Genomic DNA, 19,192 nt, shown 5'->3' on the forward strand with positions numbered 1-19,192 from the left:
CCTGCTGGGAAGGAGTGGTGGTCACCGGTCGACGCCTCCCATCACGGGGTCGATGGACGCGACGGCGACGATGACGTCGGCGACCTGGCCGCCCTCACACATCGCCGCCATGGCTTGCAGGTTGGTGAAGGACGGGTCGCGGAAGTGGACCCGGTAGGGGCGGGTGCCGCCGTCGGAGACGACATGCACGCCGAGCTCGCCCTTGGGTGACTCGACCGCGGTGTACGCCTGCCCGGCCGGGACCCTGAAGCCCTCGGTCACCAGCTTGAAGTGGTGGATCAGGGCCTCCATGGAGGTGCCCATGATCTTCTTGATGTGATCGAGCGAGTTACCCAATCCGTCCGGGCCGAGCGCCAGTTGCGCGGGCCAGGCGATCTTCTTGTCCCCGACCATGACCGGCCCTGGCTCCAGGCGGTCCAGGCACTGCTCGACGATGCGCAGCGACTGGCGCATCTCCTCCAGGCGGATCAGGAAGCGTCCGTAGGAGTCGCAGGTGTCGGCGGTCGGCACGTCGAACTCGTAGTTCTCGTAGCCGCAGTAGGGATCCGACTTTCGCAGGTCGTGCGGCAGGCCCGCCGAGCGCAGGACGGGTCCCGTGGCCCCGAGAGCCATGCAGCCCGCGAGGTCGAGATAGCCGACGTCCTGCATACGGGCCTTGAAGATGGGGTTGCCGGTGGCGAGCTTGTCGTACTCGCCGAGGTTCTTCCGCATCTTCTTCACGAACTCGCGGATCTGGTCCACCGCACCCGGCGGCAGGTCCTGGGCGAGTCCGCCGGGCCTGACGAACGCGTGGTTCATGCGCAGGCCGGTGATCAACTCGAAGATGTCGAGAACGAGTTCACGATCGCGGAAGCCGTAGATCATGATCGTCGTCGCGCCCAGCTCCATGCCGCCAGTGGCGATGCACACCAGGTGCGAGGAGAGCCGGTTGAGCTCCATCAGGAGGACGCGGATGATCGAGGCGCGGTCCGGGATCTGATCCTCGATGCCGAGGAGCTTCTCGACCCCGAGGCAGTACGCCGTCTCATTGAAGAACGGCGTCAGATAGTCCATGCGCGTGACGAACGTCGTGCCCTGCGTCCACGTGCGGTACTCGAGGTTCTTCTCGATGCCCGTGTGCAGATAGCCGATGCCGCAGCGGGCCTCGGAGACGGTCTCGCCCTCGATCTCCAGGATGAGCCGGAGCACACCATGGGTGGAGGGGTGCTGCGGACCCATGTTGACGATGATGCGCTCGTCGTCGGACCGGGCGGCGGACTGGACGACCTCGTCCCAGTCGCCGCCGGTGACTGTATATACAGTCCCCTCGGTCGTCTCCCGTGCGGATGCGTGTGAAGTGCTCATCAGCTGTACGACCTCCGCTGGTCCGGAGCCGGGATCTGGGCGCCCTTGTACTCGACGGGGATGCCGCCTAGGGGGTAGTCCTTGCGCTGCGGGAAGCCCTGCCAGTCGTCCGGCATCATGATCCGCGTCAACGCCGGGTGACCGTCGAAGATCAGGCCGAAGAAGTCGTACGTCTCGCGCTCGTGCCAGTCGTTCGTCGGATAGACCGCGACCAGCGAGGGGACGTGCGGATCGGCGTCGGGGGCACCGACTTCGAGCCGGATCAGGCGGTTGTGGGTGATCGAGCGCAAGTGGTAGACGGCGTGCAGCTCGCGGCCCTTGTCCTCGAGGAAGTGCACCCCCGAGACACCCGTACAGAGCTCGAAGCGCAGGGCCGGGTCGTCGCGCAGGGTCTGAGCGACCCGGACGAGGTGCTCGCGCGCGATGTGGAAGGTCAGCTCGTCGCGGTCGACGACCGTCTTCTCGATCGCGTTCGCAGGCAGGAGCCCCTGCTCTTCCAGGGCCCCCTCCAGCTCGTCCGCGACTTCGTCGAACCAGCCTCCGTAGGGGCGCGCGGTGGCGCCCGGCAGGGTGACCGTCCGCACGAGCCCGCCGTAACCGGACGTATCGCCGCCGTTGTCGGCGCCGAACATGCCCTTGCGTACGCCGATGACCTCACCGGTCTCGCCGCGGGGGGCCGGGACGCCGTTCCCGTTCCCATCCCCGTTCAGGTGCTCGTCGTGTGCGTCGCTCACCGGAGCAGCCCCTTCATCTCGATGGTGGGGAGCGCCTTGAGCGCCGCCTCCTCCGCCTCGCGGGCCGCTTCCTCCGCGTTGACCCCGAGCTTGCCGCCCTGGATCTTCTGGTGGAGCTTGAGGATCGCGTCGATCAGCATCTCGGGCCGCGGCGGGCAGCCGGGCAAATAGATGTCAACAGGGACAATATGGTCCACTCCCTGCACAATCGCGTAATTGTTGAACATCCCGCCCGACGAAGCACAAACCCCCATGGAAATGACCCACTTGGGGTTGGGCATCTGGTCATAGACCTGCCGCAGGACCGGCGCCATCTTCTGGCTCACGCGTCCGGCCACGATCATCAGATCGGCCTGGCGCGGTGAACCGCGGAAGACCTCCATGCCGAAGCGGGCCAGGTCATAGCGCCCGGCCCCCGTCGTCATCATCTCGATGGCGCAGCACGCGAGGCCGAAGGTCGCGGGGAACACGGATGACTTGCGCACCCAGCCCGCGGCCTGTTCGACGGTGGTCAGCAGAAATCCGCTCGGCAGTTTCTCTTCGAGTCCCATTGCTCTTTGCCCCTCAGACCCTTAGTCCCATTCCAGGCCGCCACGCCGCCATACGTACGCGTACGCGACGAAGACGGTGAGCACGAAGAGCAGCATCTCCACGAGCCCGAAAATCCCCAGTGCGTCGAACGTGACGGCCCAGGGGTAAAGGAAGACGATCTCGATGTCGAAGACGATGAAGAGCATCGCCGTCAGGTAGTACTTGATGGGGAATCGCCCACCGCCGGCCGGAGTCGGCGTCGGCTCGATACCGCACTCGTACGCCTCGAGCTTGGCGCGGTTGTACCGCTTTGGACCGATAAGCGTGGCCATGACCACGGAGAAGATCGCAAAGCCTGCCCCGAGGGCTCCCAGCACGAGGATGGGCGCATAGGCATTCACGCTCCTCGCTCCTCTCAGTCGGCACTGACTGTTGGCGGTTGCATTGGACTGCGCGTCCTGCCCCACGAAGATCGCTTACATGTGAAGCAGGTCACAAGCCCAACTGCCCCGCATCTTATGCCCGCCGGTCTGTGATCTGCGACACGGGGTACGACAACGGCTTTGTGATCTCCACCACCTGACGAAGGATCATGAAGTCGGATGAGCGGTGATCTTCATACGCGAAGCGCCTGAGTGATCACCAGAGGTGACATCTTCGCTAGTTACCCCTGGTCAGGAGGGGGTCGCCCTATCAAGAGATCGCGCTCTCCAGCAAATTGGCGCTGGACAGGTCAGCTTGATAGTGGCGGCGCGTTCACACTTTGGCGGGAGGGGTGTGGATGAGAGTGGACGGAAGCGGAGGGGAGGGGCCGGGAGAGAGCAGGAGAGGGCAGGAGTGGACGGACTCGGATGCGTGCACAGATTCACTAGCGGTCGGCGGGGTCTCGCGGGCGCGGGCGGCGTGTAGCGGTCGGCGGGGCGTCGCGGGCGCGGGCGGCGCGTAGCGGGCGGCATGTAGTCGACGCGTGATCCGTACGTGGGCGACACCTGGGCGGCACGTGGGCGGCACGTGGCCGACTGGGTGTCACCGTGAACGTGAACCGACATATCACCGTGAGCGTGAACCGGCTTCAGCCCGAAACCGATCCGGCATCGACCTCGACACCGATCCGGGATCGACCCCGACACCGATCCGGCACGGGTTCAGCGCCGACCCGTCGTTGATCCACTGCCGGTCCGCCGTCGACCCGTCGTTGATCCACCGCTGATCCGTCGTCGATCCACCGTCGATCCGTCACCGGTCCCCCACACCGACAACACCCCTGAATTCTTCGGGATATCTCGGGAAGGTCTCGGTGGGATCTCAGGGAGATCCCCTAGGGCCACACCTGTGACCTGCGCCACACGGCAGCTTGCCGTCGAGAAACCGGGCTTGGCCAACTGGCTCAACGGGTGGTAGACCACGGGCAATTCGGGCGTATCGCAGAAAACCCATGATCACAGGCGTGATTACCGTTGTCCACATTGCCCGTTACGGCGTCAATAAGAAGTGACACGCCCGGGATTCAATGCCTCCGGGAGCAACTGTGGCGCAGACCACGTTTCTTGATGGGAACCCTGACTCCCTGATAGCGGTTGTTCTCATGTCCCACACCGCTCACATACCCAGCCACCGGAAGCCCCGTCGCAGCGCCTCGAAAATGGCACTGCGCGCCGGAGTTGCCGGTGGCGTCCTCAGCACCCTGGCAGTGGCCGCGGCTGCCGGCACGGCGACCGCCGCCGAGCCGGTGACCGAGACCATCGAAATGCCCACGCTCACCACGGACCTCTCCACGCAGATCGCACAGTCCGCGGATGCCACCCAGCAGACCGCCGACAGCTACGAGCTCCGTGCCGAGCAGGACGCGGCCGCCGTGAAGGCCGCCAAGCAGGCCAAGGAAGACCAGGCCACCGCCGAGAAGAAGGCGAAGGCCAAGGCGAAGGCCGAGGCCGCCGCCAAGAAGAAGGCGGAGGCGGAGCGCGCCTCGCGTTCCGAGGAGCGCACGACGCTCAGCGCCTCGGGCTCCGGCTCCAGCGCCGCCGCCGATGTGGCCCCGGCCAGCGGCAGCGTCGGCACGGTCATCAGCTTCCTCAAGGCCCAGCTCGGTGACGCGTACGTCATGGGTGCCTCTGGACCCAACGCCTGGGACTGCTCCAGCCTCGTCCAGGCCGCGTTCAAGCAGGCGGGCGTGGACCTTCCGCGCGTCTCGCAGGACCAGTCGGTCTCCGGTACGCCGGTCTCGCTCGACAACGTCCAGGTGGGCGACATCCTTTACTGGGGTGGCGCGGGCTCCGCGTACCACGTGGGTGTGTACATCGGTAACGGCCAGTACCTCGACGCCGCCAACCCCGGCAAGGGCGTTGTCGTCCAGGACCTGTCGGGCTACCCCGCCAGCGGCGCCGTGCGCGTCCTCTGACGGCCCTCACAGCTACCTAGAAGGGCCGGGAACCCCCGACGGGGTTCCCGGCCCTTCTGTGCGCTCAGCGAGGCGCACGCATCAGCTCTTCGGCGAGAGCTCGCCCATCTCGGACCAGCTGCTGCCCGGGATCTCCGTGTGGATGATCTCCGGGGTCGAGGCGATCGCCTCGGACATCGTCTCCATGGCGGCCTTGAAGTGGTCGGAGCCGACGTGCGCGGCGCCCGCCTCCTGTGAGGCGAAGCCCTCCAGGAGGACGAACTGGTTCGGGTCGTCCACGCTGCGGGACCAGTCGTAGAAGAGGTTGCCCTCCTCCGCGCGCGTGGCCCGGGTGAACTCGGCGGTCCGCTCCAGCCAGGTGTCGGTGTGCTCGGGGCGGATGGTGAACTTGACTGCGATGAAAATCATGCGACCAGCGTCGTACTACCCACGGGGTGAGGGCAAATCGGATATGTCCCGCACCCCGGGATCCCCAGGGCTCACGCCTTCGGAGCCACCTTGCTCAGGCCGTTGATGATGCGGTCCATCGCGTCGCCGCCCGTCGGGTCGGTGAGGTTGGCCAGCATCTTCAGGGTGAAGCGCATCAGCATCGGGTGGGTCAGGCCGCGCTGCGTGGCGATCTTCATGACCTTCGGGTTGCCGATGAGCTTCACGAAGGCGCGGCCCAGTGTGTAGTAGCCGCCGTAGGTGTCCTTGAGGACCTTCGGGTAGCGCTGGAGCGCCAACTCCCGCTGGGCGGGGGTCTGCCGGGAGTGCGCCTGGACGACGACGTCCGCCGCGATCTGCCCGGACTCCATGGCGTACGCGATGCCCTCTCCGTTGAAGGGGTTCACCATGCCGCCCGCGTCGCCCACCAGGAGCAGGCCCTTGGTGTAGTGGGGCTGACGGTTGAAGGCCATCGGCAGGGCCGCGCCGCGGATCGGCATCGTCATGTTGTCCGGGGTGTAGCCCCAGTCCTCGGGCATCGAGGCGCACCAGGCCTTCAGGACCTCGCGCCAGTCGAGCTCCTTGTAGGCGGCGGAGGAGTCGAGAATGCCGAGTCCGACGTTCGACGTGCCGTCGCCCATGCCGAAGATCCAGCCGTAGCCGGGCAGCAGCCGGTCCTCGCTGCCGCGGCGGTCCCACAGTTCGAGCCAGGACTCCAGGTAGTCGTCGTCGTGGCGAGGCGAGGTGAAGTACGTACGGACGGCGACGCCCATCGGACGGTCTTCCCTGCGGTGCAGACCCATCGCGAGCGAGAGCCGCGTCGAGTTGCCGTCGGCGGCGACCACAAGCGGCGCGTGGAACGTAACCGGGGTCTTCTCCTCGCCCATCTTGGCGTGCACGCCGGTGATGTGGCCCGTGCGGTCGTCGATGATCGGGGCACCGACATTGCAGCGCTCGTGCAGCCGGGCGCCCGCCTTCTGGGCCTGGCGCGCGAGCTGCTCGTCGAAGTCGTCGCGCTTTCGGACGAGGCCGTAGTTCGGGTAGGCGGCGAGTTCCGGCCAATCGAGCTGGAGTCGTACGCCGCCTCCGATGATCCGGAGGCCCTTGTTCCGCAGCCAGCCGGCTTCCTCGGAGATGTCGATCCCCATGGACACGAGCTGCTTGGTCGCGCGCGGCGTCAGGCCGTCGCCGCAGACCTTTTCCCTTGGGAACGCGGTCTTCTCAAGAAGAAGTACGTCGAGTCCGGCCTTCGCCAAGTAGTAGGCCGTCGTGGAACCGGCTGGCCCGGCCCCGACGACGATCACATCAGCGGTGTGTTCGGTGAGGGGCTGGGGCTCGGTCACGGCGGGTTCTCCCCAAGGCTCGAAATCTGTGTGCCGACCGGCACGGGATGTGGGCAGTCTATGCAGCGGTACTGATCAGCCAGCCGAAGGGCCACCCGTGACAAAGCAGGCACTGCCGACCGAGACCCCTGCCGCCGCGCTCAAGACGCTGCCCGCCGTGCGACTCCGGGTCCCGACGCACGAGGACGCCTTCGCCTGGCACCGGCTCTTCGACGACCCGGACGTCATGGAGTTCTTCGGCGGCAGGTCGTCCGAGCTCTCCGTGTACGAGGAGCTGACTGCCCGCCAGCGCAGACACGACGCTGAAATCGGTTTCTGTTTCTGGACCTTGCTCGACGCACGGGACGAGCCGATCGGCTTCACCGGGGCACAGCCGTGGCCGCACGACTGGGGCCCCAAGGGCGAGGTCGAGATCGGCTGGCGGCTCGGCCGCGCCGCCTGGGGGCAGGGGTACGCGACCGCCGCCGCGCAGGCCACCCTGGAGCGGGTGCGCGCGGCGGGCGTACGGAATGTGGTGGCGATGGTCGACGCCCGCAACGAGCGGTCCGTGGCGGTGACGCGACGGCTCGGCATGGAGCGGGACGGGGCCGCCTTCACGATTCCGGGGTCGGGGTCGGGGTCGGGGTCGGGGTCGGGGTCCGGGTCGGACCGGAAGGCGTACTGCTTCCGGCTCGAGCTGTAGCGCGCCGCGGGATCTATTGAGAGGGCTCAGTCGTTGACCCGCCAGTGGTCGAGGGCGATCCCGTGGATCTTCGCGCCCTCGTCCGCGGACCAGAAGTCCGCGCGCCAGGAGAGCTGGATGGCGTACTCGGTGCCGTCGTCCGCGACGTAGCTCTGGTCCAGCGCATGGATCTCACGGCCGGCCGTGTCGACGTAGGTGTACTCCCAGATCGCACCGCTACGCCCCTGGAAGGTGTTCGGCTCAAGGCGGATCCGCTGGTAGTCCGTCTTCTTCGGGTCCTTCTTGGCGTCCTTCTCGATGGTCGTGAAGTTCTCGTACGAGGTGTACGTGGCGTTCCGGACCACGCCGACCAGGAACTCCTCACGGCCGGTCGACCCCGCGTACACGATCTGGCCAGGGCGGTCCTCGCCATGCCGGGTCCAGCCGTCGGGCACGGCGAACTCGAAGCCGCTCACGTCGGACACCAGGTCGGAGCCCGCGGGCAGTTGAGTGTCCTGGTCCACGGTGTCGGGGCCGGCGGTCGGCTGTTCCGAGGGAGAGGTGGAGGGAGAGCTGGCGGGAGAGGGGGACGGTGAGGACGAGGACTGCTGGTCAGGGTCGTCGGTCCGGCTCACGGAGGCCTTGTCGTCCTTGCCGCCCGCCTTGTCGGCCGTACCGTCACCGTTGTCCTGCCAGAGCAGGGCCCCGGCTGCGATGCCACTGCCGATGACGAAGGCGGCGGTGAGGGTCGCCACCCAGAGGGCGGTGCGGCGGGGCTCGGCGGTGGGGGGCGCGGTGGGCTGCTGGTGGAGCTGGAAGGCGTGGGGGGCGTAGGCGGCGTCGTAGGTGGGGGCGTAGGCGCCCTGGTTGTACGCGGCTGGCGGCGTGGGTTCCGCAATTCCGGGCTCGGGGGAGACCGTTGCCACGGGGCCTACCGCACCTACCGTCCCCACTGCCCCCGCCGTCTCCACTGCCCCCGCTGCCCCCACTGCACCAGGTCCCGTCCGCTGCCCGAGCATCTGGAGCAGATACGGCGCGATGAGCGCAGCGACGAACACCCAGAGCAGCCCGAAGAGCAGAGCATCCGGCACGCTCACGCCCGTATCGAAGCTGCCGTTGCCCGAGCCGCTGCCGCTGCTGCTCCCGCCACCGCCGAACTCCGACGACGCGCTTCCGGACGCATCGACGCTGAGCCCGCCGACCCCGGCGAGCAGCAGGAAGAGCCCGAAGAAGACACCGGCGGCGAGCAATTGCTCCCCCCGGTGTGCGGAGCGGCGCGCGGCGAGGATGCCGAGGGTCAGCGCGCAGACGAGCCCGAGCGTCAACGCCCCCACGATCGCCCACGAGTTGGTGACGTCCCCCAGTTCGGAGAGGCCGAAGGACTCGCTCTCATAGCCACCGCCGTACCCCGAACCGCTCCCCCGCACCGACGCCTCGAACGGCGCTCCCCACCCGAGGCCGAGAGCGGCGACGCCGAGGTTCGGCAGCAGGAGCAGGGCGATGAGCAGCGGGGACACGTCGGTGTCGTCGAGGTCGGTGAGACCTTCGAGGTCGTCGATCTGGGTGAGGCTGATGAACGCGACGACCGAGCACAGGACCAGCACGATCGCGAGCGCGCGCAGTGCCGTGCCACTTGCGCGGAACAGCACCTGCCAGCCCGGTCGTTGTGCCGTCCACGCAGCCAAGTCGTCGCGGTGAAGTACCCCGAAGGAGACAGCGAGTCCGAGCACGAGCGCGCCGAGCGCGGCGAGCACCGGCGAGGAGGAGAGCTCGACGCCCTCGATCTCGGGCTGCGCGAAAAGGCTGAGCACGAGGGTGCCCACGGTCACCAACAGGGTGACGCGCACGGCCGCTTCGAGCCCCACGGTGTTACCACTGTTGCTGCCTGCCTGACGTACGAGGACACGGTTCCGCAGGATGCGTACGCCGATGAAGAGGGCCCCGATCCACAAGGCGGTGGCGGTCAGCGGAATGAGGTGCAGCGTGGCACTGCCGTCGAAGGCGGCGTCCACTCCGGAGCTGTCACCGCCGAAGACGGACGACTGCTGCCGCTCACTCCCCGACACCTCGAAGCCGCCGCCCACGGCCTGGAGCAGCAGCGCGAGAGCGATCCGCAGCCGCTCGCCGAACCCGACGGCGACGTCGGCGTCATCGCCCTGTCCGTAGGAGGGGATGGCCAGCGCGACAGCCGCGACAAGCACCAACCCCACGGGCCACAGGGCAGCTTGGGCGGCCCCGGCCCAGTCCCCACGAAACGCCCGCCCGAAGAAGGCACCCAGGGGTGAGGGAGCCGAGGGCGGCGGTGCGGGCACGGGTGCGGGCACGGGTACGTACGCGGGCGGGGGCGGGGGCGGGGGCGGAGACACCGGGGCGGCGGGAAGTGCGGGCGCGGGAAGGGAGATCTCAGTGAACCCGGGGCCCGCCTCACTGCCGGGAGCTTCGGGCTCAGGAGCTTCGGTCCCGGGAGCTTCGAGCTCAGGAGCTTCGGTCCCGGGAGCTTCGAGCTCAGGGCCCTCCGACGCCGCAGTCAATTCCGCGGGCCCCGCGTCCACTGTCGTGTCACGCGGACGCTCCCGCCCGCACTTCATACAGAAGCGGGCCTCTTCAGGGGTGGGTGCCCCGCAGTGAGGGCAGTGCGACGCCATGGCAACGCTCCGTCATTGGTGAGATGACCGATAAGACCGATCCACGCCGCCGACCGAACACGCGGCGGGCCGAGGCGAGAGAGCGGATTCGCTTCGACACCGTCGACACCGTCGCGTCGGCGGAGTCGTATCAACGGACACATATTGCCCGTTGGCTGGTTCCCATCAGCCCGGTTCCGCCAACTGCGTTCGCAAGAGGAATCCGCAAGAGGGATTCGCAACAGGGACAGGCCTATGCGGCCGCCGCCTTGAACCCCCGGTGCAGCGCCACGACCCCGCCGGTCAGATTCCGCCACGCCACCTTCGACCAGCCCGCCTCCTTCATGCGCGCGGCCAGCGTCGGCTGGTCCGGCCAGGAGCGGATGGACTCCGCGAGATAGACGTACGCGTCAGGGTTGGAGGAGACCGCGCGCGCGACCGGCGGCAGCGCCCGCATCAGATACTCCTCGTAGACCGTGCGGAACGGCGCCCACGTCGCGTGCGAGAACTCGCAGATGACGACCCGGCCGCCGGGCTTCGTCACGCGGTACATCTCGCGCAGCGCCTCATCGGTCTCGTGGACGTTGCGAAGCCCGAAGGAGATCGTGACGGCGTCGAACGTGTCGTCCTTGAACGGCAGCTTCGTCGCGTCGCCCGCGGTGAACGGCATCCACGGGTGATGCTGCTTGCCGACCCGCAACATGCCGAGCGAGAAGTCGCAGGGCACGACGTACGCGCCGGCCCGCGCGAAGGGCTGCGAGGAGGTGGCGGTGCCCGCGGCGAGGTCGAGGACCTTCTGCGCGGGGCGGGCGTCGACCGCCTTGGCGACCTCCTTGCGCCAGAGCCGGGACTGGCCGAGGGAGAGCACGTCGTTCGTGAGGTCGTAGCGTTCCGCTACGTCGTCGAACATCGAAGCGACTTCGTGGGGCTGCTTGTCCAGGGAAGCTCGGGTCACTTGACCATTGTGTCAGGCCGACCTCCTGCCCTGGCGGCGCCCTGCTTCGCCTGCGGCGGGCTTCTTCGCGGAAGCGTCTGCCCGGTGCCGTCTGCGTGGCGCGTGCGGGTTCGTTGTGGTTGCTCGCGCAGTTCCCCGCGTCCCTGAGGGCGCCCCTGCGGGACGGCCCTCAACGGGCTCGGTACACCAATCGGCCGCCCACTACCGTCGCCACGCACGTTCCCGCGCCTTGGCGCACCAGCTCCGCCCGGTCGGGCACATCGAAGATCGCGAACCGGGCCGGGCCGCCCTCCCTCAAGGGCGGCAGGAGGACGAGGGGGGTCGGCGACAGGGACACAGGACCCTGCACCCGGGGCGGGCGGCGGCCCACCCCGAGGCCCGCCCGGCGGACGGCGTCGACGACGGGGCGGGCCCGCAGTTCGCCCGCGACCGCCACCGTGCCGTGCGCGAGGAGCCGCTGCACGCCCCGCCGGGCGCTGGCGCCGATACGGGACGGGTCGGTACGGAAGATCGCCCGCGCGCGCTCCCCGCCGATGGGCTCGGTGCCGAGCCGTTCGGCCTCGCGCGGGTCAGGGTGGTAGGTGGCTTCGAGAAGCTCGGGACCGTACGGATTGAACAGGCCCGGCGTGAGGATGCCGGGCCAGCGCCGGACGCGGGCAGCGGGGTGCGCGGCGGCGAGCTCGTCGTACGGGCCGACGGCGGCGATGACCGCCCCGTCGACCAGGACCGCCGCCTCCGGTGTCCCATCGGCGACGTGAAGTGTGCGCAAAGCGGCCTCAGTTACTGGCGAGGAGCTTCAGCTCGGGGTGTGCCGTGCCGCCCTCGATCGCCGTGGAGGAGATGTGCGAGGCGACGCGGTCGTCGGTCGGGTCGTTCGCCGGGTCGTCGTGCACGACGAGGTGCTCGTACGTCGTGGCGCGCTGGGCGGGGACACGGTCCGCGGTGCGGATCATGTCGATCATGTCGCGCAGGTTGTTGCGGTGCTTGGCACCGGCGGAGGAGACGACGTTCTCCTCCAGCATGACCGAGCCCAGGTCGTCCGCTCCGTAGTGCAGCGTGAGCTGACCCGCCTCCTTGCCGGTGGTCAGCCAGGAACCCTGGATGTGGGCGATGTTGTCGAGGAAGATCCGCGCGATCGCGATCATGCGGATGTACTCGAAGATCGTGGCCTGGGTCCGCCCCTTGAGGTGGTTGTTCTCAGGCTGGTAGGTGTACGGGATGAAGGCCCGGAAGCCGCCGGTCCTGTCCTGTACGTCGCGGATCATCCGCAGGTGCTCCATGCGCTCGGCGTTGGTCTCGCCCGTGCCCATGAGCATCGTGGACGTCGACTCGACACCGAGGCCGTGGGAGATCTCCATGATCTCCAGCCAGCGCTCGCCGCTCTCCTTGAGCGGGGCGATGGCCTTGCGCGGCCGGGCGGGGAGCAGCTCGGCACCGGCGCCGGCGAAGGAGTCGAGCCCGGCGGCGTGGATCCGCTGGATCGCCTCCTCGACGGACACCTTGGAGATGCGGGCCATGTGCTCGACCTCGGAGGCGCCGAGGGAGTGGATGACCAGCTGCGGGAAGTTCTTCTTGATCGCGGAGAAGTGCTCTTCGTAGTACTCGACGCCGAAGTCCGGGTGGTGTCCGCCCTGGAACATGACCTGCGTACCACCGAGCTCGACGGTCTCGGCGCAGCGCCGCAGGATGTCGTCGAGGTCGCGCGTCCAGCCCTTCTTGGTGTCCTTCGGGGCGGCGTAGAAGGCGCAGAACTTGCAGGCGGTCACACACACGTTGGTGTAGTTGATGTTCCGCTCGATGATGTACGTCGCGATGTGCTCGGTCCCGGCGTACCGACGGCGGCGGATGGCGTCGGCGGCGGCGCCGAGCGCGTGCAGCGGGGCATCGCGGTAGAGGTCGAGCGCCTCTTCTTCGCTGATCCGCCCACCTGCGGCGGCACGGTCGAGGACGGACTGAAGGTCGGCCTTCTCGGTCACCGGGGCGTCCCTTTCGTAAGGGTTCTGGACGGACTGATTCAGCGTACGCCAGCCCTTCGGGCCGCCCGACGTCAGGCGGCGTACGCCCCGACGAGCAGCCCGACGAACGCGCCGCCGATCAGGAAGGGCCCAAAGGGGATGGCCGTCTTGCGCCCGGCGCGGCGGGCGAAGACGAGCACCGCCCCGTACAGGGCGGCGAGCAGGAACCCGGCGAAGGTGCCGAGCAGCACCCCGCCCCACCCGTACCAGCCGAGGACGGCCCCGAGGCCGAGCGCGAGCTTCACATCGCCGAAGCCCATGCCGTTCGGGCTGATCAGGAACAGCACGAAGTACCCACCGCCGAGCCCGAGCGCCCCGTACAGCGCGTGCGGCCAGGACCCGCCGTGCTCGGGCAGCAGCGCGGCGCCTCCGAGGAGCGCGAGCGCGGCCACGGCGAGCGGCAGAGTCAGCACATCGGGCAGCCGGTGCACGGTGAAGTCCACGATGGCGAGCAGTACGCCGAAGGGCGCGAGCAGCATCCAGACGGCCAGCTCGGGCCGTGCGCCGGTCGCGGCGGCGAGGGCGGCGCAGACGAGGGCGGTGGCGAGGGAGACGGTCAGGGTGCGGGGCCCGTTCCGGGTCCCGTCCGCACACCGCGCGAGCCCGACCCAGCCCCCGACGGGATGCCCGTCGGGGCATTCGGCACGCCAGGCCTCATCGGGCGCCACGGACAGCCGGTAGGCGGCACGGGGCACGAGAAGCCCGGCGAGGGCGCCCCAGAGAGCGCCCCCGACGACGAGATACACCAAGGGGTCCAACGGTTCACCCTCTAGACGCGGAGATACGGGTGGGTGGGTGGGAAACATCCGCCGCGAAGCGGCGGCCTCGAAAACGCCCCCCACCCGCAGAGGGGAACGGAACCGAACTACCCCACGGCAGAGAGCCCACTGCGCCAGGCAGGAAGCAACTCGTCCAGCAGGGCTTCAGTCCGGGGCGGTACGCCCCGAGCCCCGCTCCGTGCAACGAGATCCGCAGCCACCTGCTGAAGGCGACCCGGGTCGCCCACCTCATGCGTGGCCCGCAGCAACTCGTTCCACAGCCGCTCATCCCCCGGCGCGGAATTCAGCGAAGCGTTCAGCGCCTCGATGGCCTTCTCCGACCGCCCCTTCTCCAAGTGGAACTCGGACAGAGCGAGGCCGATGTCGGCGACGAGGAGCGGCAGCTGCGCATCGATGATCTCGTGCGTGAGCCACGCGTACCGCCCCTGCGGCCGGTCCGAGAGCAGCGGCCCGCGTACGAGCACCAGCGCATCGGTGAGCATCCGCCCGCGCACGGCCCGGCTGTTGGCCCCGCGCCCCTGAGTCGCCTCGTGGTAGAGCGACCGCAGAACATCCAGATCGGATACGACGGACTTGGCGAGGGTGAGCCGCCCGCTCTGGTCGGCCCGCAGCCGCGCCGACCCGTCGGGTTCGGTACCGAGCCACTCCCGCAGCCGGTCGACGAGCGCGTCGCGTACGTCCTCGGTGACCCCGCGCGGCCACAGCGCGGAGGCGAGCACCCGGGGGTGCACACCCTCGCGGTGCAGCAGGAGCAGGGCGAGCGCCTCGTGCATCAGCGGACTGCGCTCGCCGTCCGGCGTTTCGAGGCCGATGATCTCGTACGTACCGACGAGGCGGGCGTACACGGCGGGACGCCCCTGCTCGGTGACGTCGACGAGGAACGGCGGATTGGCACCCGTACGTCCGGAAGTACGACCGGAACCGGCACCGAACCCAGCGCCACGGCCTTCGCCCTCGCCCTGCCCCGGATCGGCATCGACGAACAGCTCCACGACGGCCCGCTGCTGGGCCTCGGGCAGCGACTGCGCCTCCAGCTCGAGCCCGAGCAGCGGGGCGAGCAGCTTGCCCTCGCGGGTGATCTCCATCTCCCAGGCGGCACCCGGCAGATCCCCTGACTCGGTACCGACGAGGTACCCGATGCCCAACCGGCTGGCATCGGCGGCCAGTTCAGCGAGCTTCACGGCATCGTCCCCGGCGGGCTCGGCGGCGAGGAGCACGAGATGCGGAGCCCAGCGGGTGTGCTGGGCGGGCCCCGTACGACCGGTGAGCACGGAGTCGTGACCGGCGGCGCCCAGGGCTCCGCGCCGCTGTCGCGTCTCCGCCTCCATGGTTTCGATCAGCGCCTCGATGTCGTCGAGGTGCCGAAGGCGGTTGGGCGCGAGCGGCGTCAGGTCCTGCCCGAATCCGACGAGGGTGATGGTCATGCGGTCGGACCACCCGTTGGTGGCGAGCTCGGCGGCGACGGAGGCGAAGACGGCGGCGCGATCGGCCTCGCGCCCGCTCAGCGACACGACACCGGGCACGGCTTCGAGGTTGAGCAGCAGCCGGGAGTCATCGAGCGTTCCCAGACTCACCAGGCCCGGATAGGGAGCGGCGGTGTCCACGTCCTCGTACTGCTCGGCGTCGGTACGAGCCAGCATCCAGAACGTCTGGTCCTGCCCGAGCTGCCAGGGAGCGGGCGGCCGCCCGGCGGGCTGCGCGAGCTGGAGATGCAGATCCCCGCGGCTCAGCCAGGCCGCGTACACGGTGGGCAGCGCGCGGGACTCCTCGGCGAGGGATGCGGCGAGCCCCCTCAGTGACAGATCAAGAAGGCGTACGCCTTCGGGGTCGGCCCCCACGAGCAACGCGTCCTGCGCGTCGGCCGCGCCCCCGGTCGGCGTCGGCGGCTCCATGCCGCGACGCCCGCCGACGGCACCCATGGCCGACTGCCACAGCGCGTGACGCCGACGGCGGCCGAGGGCTCCGAGGAGCCCGGCGGCGAGGAGGGGCGCACCGATGAGGGCTTCGGGCAGCCCGAAGGAGGAGCTGTCGGACTCGCTGCTCCCACTACTGGCGACGGGAGCCTCCTGCTGCCCGTGCCCACCACCCTCGGAGGGCCGCTGCTGCTCGGGAATGGTGATGTGGGCGGTATCGCGATCGACTGAACCGGAGCCGGAGCCGGAACCGCTGCCGCCCTGCTGACCGCCACCCTGTTCTTTCGCCTGGTCCCCGGACTTGGCGTAGTCGGAGATCTGCTCCTTCACGTCCTGCGAGACCTTGGGCGCCTCGTCGGGCATCTCGACGAGCTCGCCGCCGTGCGCGTCCGCGGGCATTTCCATGATCCAGCCGGGCCGGATGAGACTGGCCTCGGAGAGCTTCGAACCGTCGGGCTGCTCACGGTCCTTGTTGAGCTGGTAGATCTCCTTGTACCGGCGACCGTCTCCCAGGTGCCGCTCGGCGATCTCCCACATCGAATCGTGGTGACGCCCTTCGGGCGGCTGGATCCGGTAGTACTTGGTGTCCCCGTCCTTGTTGCTGCCCCCGCCGTCGGCGTGCGCGGCAGCCTGTTCGGCCTGCTCGGCAATGGCGCTCGCGGCACTCCCTGCCTGCTGCTCCTGCCCGAAAAGGCCACCGGGCGTCTGCTGGGCGGAGGCGGCGGAAGCGGGCTTCTGGTTCCCCTCCAGCGAATGCCCGAACTGCGAGAGCCCGGGAGCGAAGCTGGCGGCGGTGGCGCCCACCAGGAGCAGGGCGGCGACGAGCTGACGGGCCAGGATCTGACTGCCACCGGCACCGGGAACGCGGCCCGGCATACCGACGCCGGAGAGCGCGGCCTTGATCTCCACCAGTACACAGGCGGTGAACTGGGCCCAGGCGAGCCAGACGACGACGGTCAGTACGTTGATGAACGTCCCGACCGTGATCTCCTGCTGCAGCCAGTCCAGCGAGGGCGCACCGCCGGGAAGCGGCCACCCCACGGCGTACGCGAGGGCGCCAGGCACACCGAAGAGCAGCGCGGCCAACGCGACGAAGGCGAAGAACGCCTTGACGAAGTCCCCGAACGTACGACGACGCCGGGGCAGCGGCTGCGGCGTCCGATTCCGTGGAGCCGACGGGCCGCCTGTCGAACTTGAAGTGGTGCGCGCCATGGCGGGTGTCCTGGTGTCCTCTGAGAGGGAGCGGGTGGGGGGCAGCGGTCGTCCGCGGTCTTCAGTGGTCTTTCTTCAGTGGTCTTTCTTCAGCTTTCAGCCTTCAGCGTTCAGTGGTCCTTGCGCTGAGCCTACTGAGGTGATGGTACGGAAGGGGCCGAAGGTCAGACAGGGGCAACGGCTTCACACGACCCCCAAGGAGCTTCTACGGATGCCCGTTTACACCCGAGTTACCCCGTAATCGCAGGCATTCCTGAGCGGTTGCTACCCCGTGATTGACCACCCGGAACAACATTCATCCCCCCGAGTCACAGTTCCGGCACGGAATCGCTGCGCCCACGTAGCACTTGAGGACCATTCGCTTCCGTCATCGCACAGAACGCGAGAACCTTCACACGGCCCACCAGCGCTGGTAACCCACGCCTGGTAACTTCGTCCGGCTCCATTCTCTCCTGCACACATATCGAACTCTGGGGGACTGCAATCGTGGCCCGTCGCACTATGCCCATCGTGACCGCGCTGGTGACGGGCGCGGCCCTGCTCCTTACCGCCTGTGGGGGCGGCGGGAGCGATGACTCCTCGGACAAGATCGAGGGGGCGGGGGGCGGCTCGGAGAAGTCGAAGTCTTCGGCTCCCGCGAATCCCGGCGAGCCGGATGTCAGCCTGCCGAGTGACCTGAAGGTCGAATTCGACTCCTCGAAGTCGTCCGACCCGCGTCACGCGGCGGCTCAGGAGAACGCCGAGAACTACATCCGGGCCCTCAATCACGGGATCACCGCTCAGGACCCCAAGGACCCGGCGTACCAGTTCTATTCGCTGGGCAATGCCACCCGCTACGCGCAGAAGCAGATCAAGTCGTGGGTGGACGACAAATGGACCGCTACCGGAACAGACAGTTATTACCGCGCCAAGACCGACAAGGTCGGCACGGCCGGTGTGCTCGTCACCATGTGCCGCGACCAGAGCAAGTTCTACGGCAAGAGCGTCGAGACCGAGAAGATCAGGCACACGAAGCCGAGTCTCGACGACTACCAGGAGTTCCGCCTCCTCATGAAGCAGCCCAAGGGTTCGGAGAAGATCTGGAAGGTGCTGCAGATCGAGGTCGAAGGTCGAGTGAAGGAGTGCCGGCGATGACATCCTCACGACGTGCGGTGCGATGGTCCGCGGCAATGGCGGCGACAGCCGTGCTGTGGTCGGGCGGAGCCGCCTACGCGGCCGGGCCGGGGGACAACACCACTGACCCCCCGTCCAACGAGAAGCCGAGCGGCGGCTCCGACAAGAAGGGCAACCTGTCGGCCGGAGTCTCCTCGATCCAGCTCTCGTTCCCCTCCGGTGGCGATGGCGGCGGCAAGAAGGGCAACCTCGCCCCGATCGACCCCAACTGGGAGCCACCCGCCTGCTGGTACGAGCCGGCCTTCACCTCCAAGGAGCTCAAGGAGTTCGTGGACAAGGACGGCGGCGGCGACGTCGGCATCCACGAGTCCTGGTTCGGCAAGGGGCTCTGGACCGACCACTACCGGGACGGCAAGCCCGCCGACAATTTCGACCTGCACGCGGCCTCGAACAGCCAGGCCGACGGCTACAAGGACTACAACGAGGGCAAGGACGGCCGCTTCTGGCGAGGCGTGGCGCCCGACTCCTCGGACTCCAAGTCATGGGACTGTGGCCGCATCATGTTCTGGGTGGACGCGAACAAGATCCCGAACGACCCGCATGCCCCGACGCCGAAGATGCTCGCCGAGTACGCCTACGACAAGGTCAAGGTCCCTGACACCAAGGTAGAGCTGAAGCCCGAGGCCAAGTCGACGGTGAACCTGCCTACTTGGGCCTGGCTGGACAAGGGCACCTTCAAAGACGTCAAGGTCCGCGCGGAGCTCCCGAACACCCCGCTCTGGGCAGAGACCACGGCCAAGCCGAAGAGCCTCCACCTGGAACCGGGCACGGCGGACGCGGAAACCTTCCCGGCGTCCGGCGAGTGCAAGATCAACGACGACGGCAGCATCGGCACGCCCTACGCCAAGGGCAAGTCGAAGCAGGACCCGCCGTGCGGCATCAAGTACCTCCGCGCGACCGACGGAAAGCCGTACCAGCTGAAGGCCTCCATCACCTGGGAGATCTCCTGGGAGGGCTCGGACAACGACGGCAAACACCTGCTGCCGAACGGCACCTTCGAGACGACCCAGGACATGAACGTCCAGGAAGTCCAGTCGATCAACCGCTGATCCAGAACCTCGACCATGAGCGCCACCCTCACCCA

16 protein-coding genes and 1 pseudogene are annotated in these 19,192 nt (G+C 68.5%); 4 read left to right on the plus strand and 13 right to left on the minus strand.

The genetic code is table 11. From position 1 onward, the window contains the following. Positions 1 to 21 precede the first annotated feature (21 nt). Genes ACGFSB_RS18005 through ACGFSB_RS18020 form a run of 4 tightly spaced genes read right to left on the minus strand, consistent with a single transcriptional unit; the run spans position 22 to position 3,010 of the window. Entirely contained in the window at positions 22 to 1,344 is a 1,323-nt protein-coding gene (locus tag ACGFSB_RS18005) for an NADH-quinone oxidoreductase subunit D (protein ID WP_393399796.1), read from the minus strand. After that, the gene (locus ACGFSB_RS18010; RefSeq protein ID WP_393399799.1) at positions 1,344 to 2,078 is read right to left on the minus strand and encodes an NADH-quinone oxidoreductase subunit C; all 735 of its coding nucleotides are present in this window, start codon (positions 2,076 to 2,078) and stop codon (positions 1,344 to 1,346) included. Before ACGFSB_RS18010 ends, ACGFSB_RS18005 begins: the two co-directional genes overlap by 1 nt. Then, positions 2,075 to 2,629 (minus strand): NADH-quinone oxidoreductase subunit B family protein, encoded by a 555-nt coding sequence (locus tag ACGFSB_RS18015; RefSeq protein WP_363311146.1) that lies wholly within the window; start codon positions 2,627 to 2,629, stop codon positions 2,075 to 2,077. Before ACGFSB_RS18015 ends, ACGFSB_RS18010 begins: the two co-directional genes overlap by 4 nt. Positions 2,630 to 2,650: 21 nt before the next feature. Then, a complete protein-coding gene (locus tag ACGFSB_RS18020; protein WP_003992243.1) occupies positions 2,651 to 3,010 on the minus strand; it encodes an NADH-quinone oxidoreductase subunit A in 360 nt (119 codons plus the stop codon). A gap of 1,184 nt (positions 3,011 to 4,194) precedes the next feature. Between ACGFSB_RS18020 and ACGFSB_RS18025 the strand changes: the two genes are divergently transcribed. Next, the gene (locus ACGFSB_RS18025; RefSeq protein ID WP_393399803.1) at positions 4,195 to 5,007 is read left to right on the plus strand and encodes a C40 family peptidase; all 813 of its coding nucleotides are present in this window, start codon (positions 4,195 to 4,197) and stop codon (positions 5,005 to 5,007) included. Positions 5,008 to 5,088: 81 nt separating this feature from the next. Here ACGFSB_RS18025 and ACGFSB_RS18030 read toward each other — a convergent pair whose 3' ends face one another. Both ACGFSB_RS18030 and ACGFSB_RS18035 read right to left on the minus strand, forming a co-directional pair. Then, a complete protein-coding gene (locus ACGFSB_RS18030; RefSeq protein WP_393399805.1) occupies positions 5,089 to 5,415 on the minus strand; it encodes a putative quinol monooxygenase in 327 nt (108 codons plus the stop codon). A gap of 71 nt (positions 5,416 to 5,486) precedes the next feature. Continuing rightward, the gene (locus ACGFSB_RS18035) at positions 5,487 to 6,776 is read right to left on the minus strand and encodes a geranylgeranyl reductase family protein (protein ID WP_393399808.1); all 1,290 of its coding nucleotides are present in this window, start codon (positions 6,774 to 6,776) and stop codon (positions 5,487 to 5,489) included. A gap of 97 nt (positions 6,777 to 6,873) precedes the next feature. On the opposite strand from ACGFSB_RS18035, the gene ACGFSB_RS18040 reads away from it, so the two are divergent. Continuing rightward, on the plus strand, positions 6,874 to 7,458 hold the full coding sequence (locus ACGFSB_RS18040) for a GNAT family N-acetyltransferase (protein WP_393399811.1): 585 nt from the start codon (positions 6,874 to 6,876) through the stop codon (positions 7,456 to 7,458). A gap of 26 nt (positions 7,459 to 7,484) precedes the next feature. On the opposite strand, the gene ACGFSB_RS18045 is transcribed toward ACGFSB_RS18040, so the two are convergent. The 7 genes and pseudogenes from ACGFSB_RS18045 to ACGFSB_RS18075 form a co-directional block, all read right to left on the minus strand. Next, positions 7,485 to 9,647, minus strand: coding sequence for a hypothetical protein (locus ACGFSB_RS18045; protein WP_393400209.1), 2,163 nt, complete (start codon positions 9,645 to 9,647; stop codon positions 7,485 to 7,487). Positions 9,648 to 10,013: 366 nt separating this feature from the next. Continuing rightward, positions 10,014 to 10,082, minus strand: a pseudogene (locus ACGFSB_RS18050) (zinc-ribbon domain-containing protein); the annotation flags it as partial. 232 nt (positions 10,083 to 10,314) lie between these two features. After that, complete coding sequence (locus ACGFSB_RS18055) at positions 10,315 to 11,016, minus strand: demethylmenaquinone methyltransferase (RefSeq protein ID WP_393399813.1); 702 nt, start codon at positions 11,014 to 11,016, stop codon at positions 10,315 to 10,317. 169 nt (positions 11,017 to 11,185) lie between these two features. Then, the gene (locus ACGFSB_RS18060; protein WP_393399815.1) at positions 11,186 to 11,785 is read right to left on the minus strand and encodes a hypothetical protein; all 600 of its coding nucleotides are present in this window, start codon (positions 11,783 to 11,785) and stop codon (positions 11,186 to 11,188) included. A 7-nt stretch (positions 11,786 to 11,792) separates the two neighbouring features. Beyond that, positions 11,793 to 12,992: a cyclic dehypoxanthinyl futalosine synthase gene (gene mqnC, locus ACGFSB_RS18065; protein ID WP_393399818.1), complete on the minus strand. Its 1,200-nt coding sequence runs from the start codon at positions 12,990 to 12,992 to the stop codon at positions 11,793 to 11,795. 71 nt (positions 12,993 to 13,063) lie between these two features. Beyond that, on the minus strand, positions 13,064 to 13,789 hold the full coding sequence (locus ACGFSB_RS18070) for a prepilin peptidase (protein WP_393399821.1): 726 nt from the start codon (positions 13,787 to 13,789) through the stop codon (positions 13,064 to 13,066). Positions 13,790 to 13,896: 107 nt separating this feature from the next. Next, positions 13,897 to 16,935, minus strand: a complete 3,039-nt coding sequence (locus ACGFSB_RS18075; protein ID WP_393399824.1) for a BTAD domain-containing putative transcriptional regulator — start codon at positions 16,933 to 16,935, stop codon at positions 13,897 to 13,899. Positions 16,936 to 17,421: 486 nt separating this feature from the next. Between ACGFSB_RS18075 and ACGFSB_RS18080 the strand changes: the two genes are divergently transcribed. Together ACGFSB_RS18080 and ACGFSB_RS18085 are read left to right on the plus strand one after the other, a co-directional pair. After that, positions 17,422 to 18,069, plus strand: coding sequence for a hypothetical protein (locus ACGFSB_RS18080; protein WP_393399826.1), 648 nt, complete (start codon positions 17,422 to 17,424; stop codon positions 18,067 to 18,069). Further along, positions 18,066 to 19,157 (plus strand): hypothetical protein, encoded by a 1,092-nt coding sequence (locus tag ACGFSB_RS18085; RefSeq protein ID WP_393399828.1) that lies wholly within the window; start codon positions 18,066 to 18,068, stop codon positions 19,155 to 19,157. Before ACGFSB_RS18080 ends, ACGFSB_RS18085 begins: the two co-directional genes overlap by 4 nt. Positions 19,158 to 19,192: the final 35 nt, after the last annotated feature.

The organism is Streptomyces sp. NPDC048441 (assembly GCF_043200235.1).
Classification (GTDB): Bacteria; Actinomycetota; Actinomycetes; order Streptomycetales; family Streptomycetaceae; genus Streptomyces.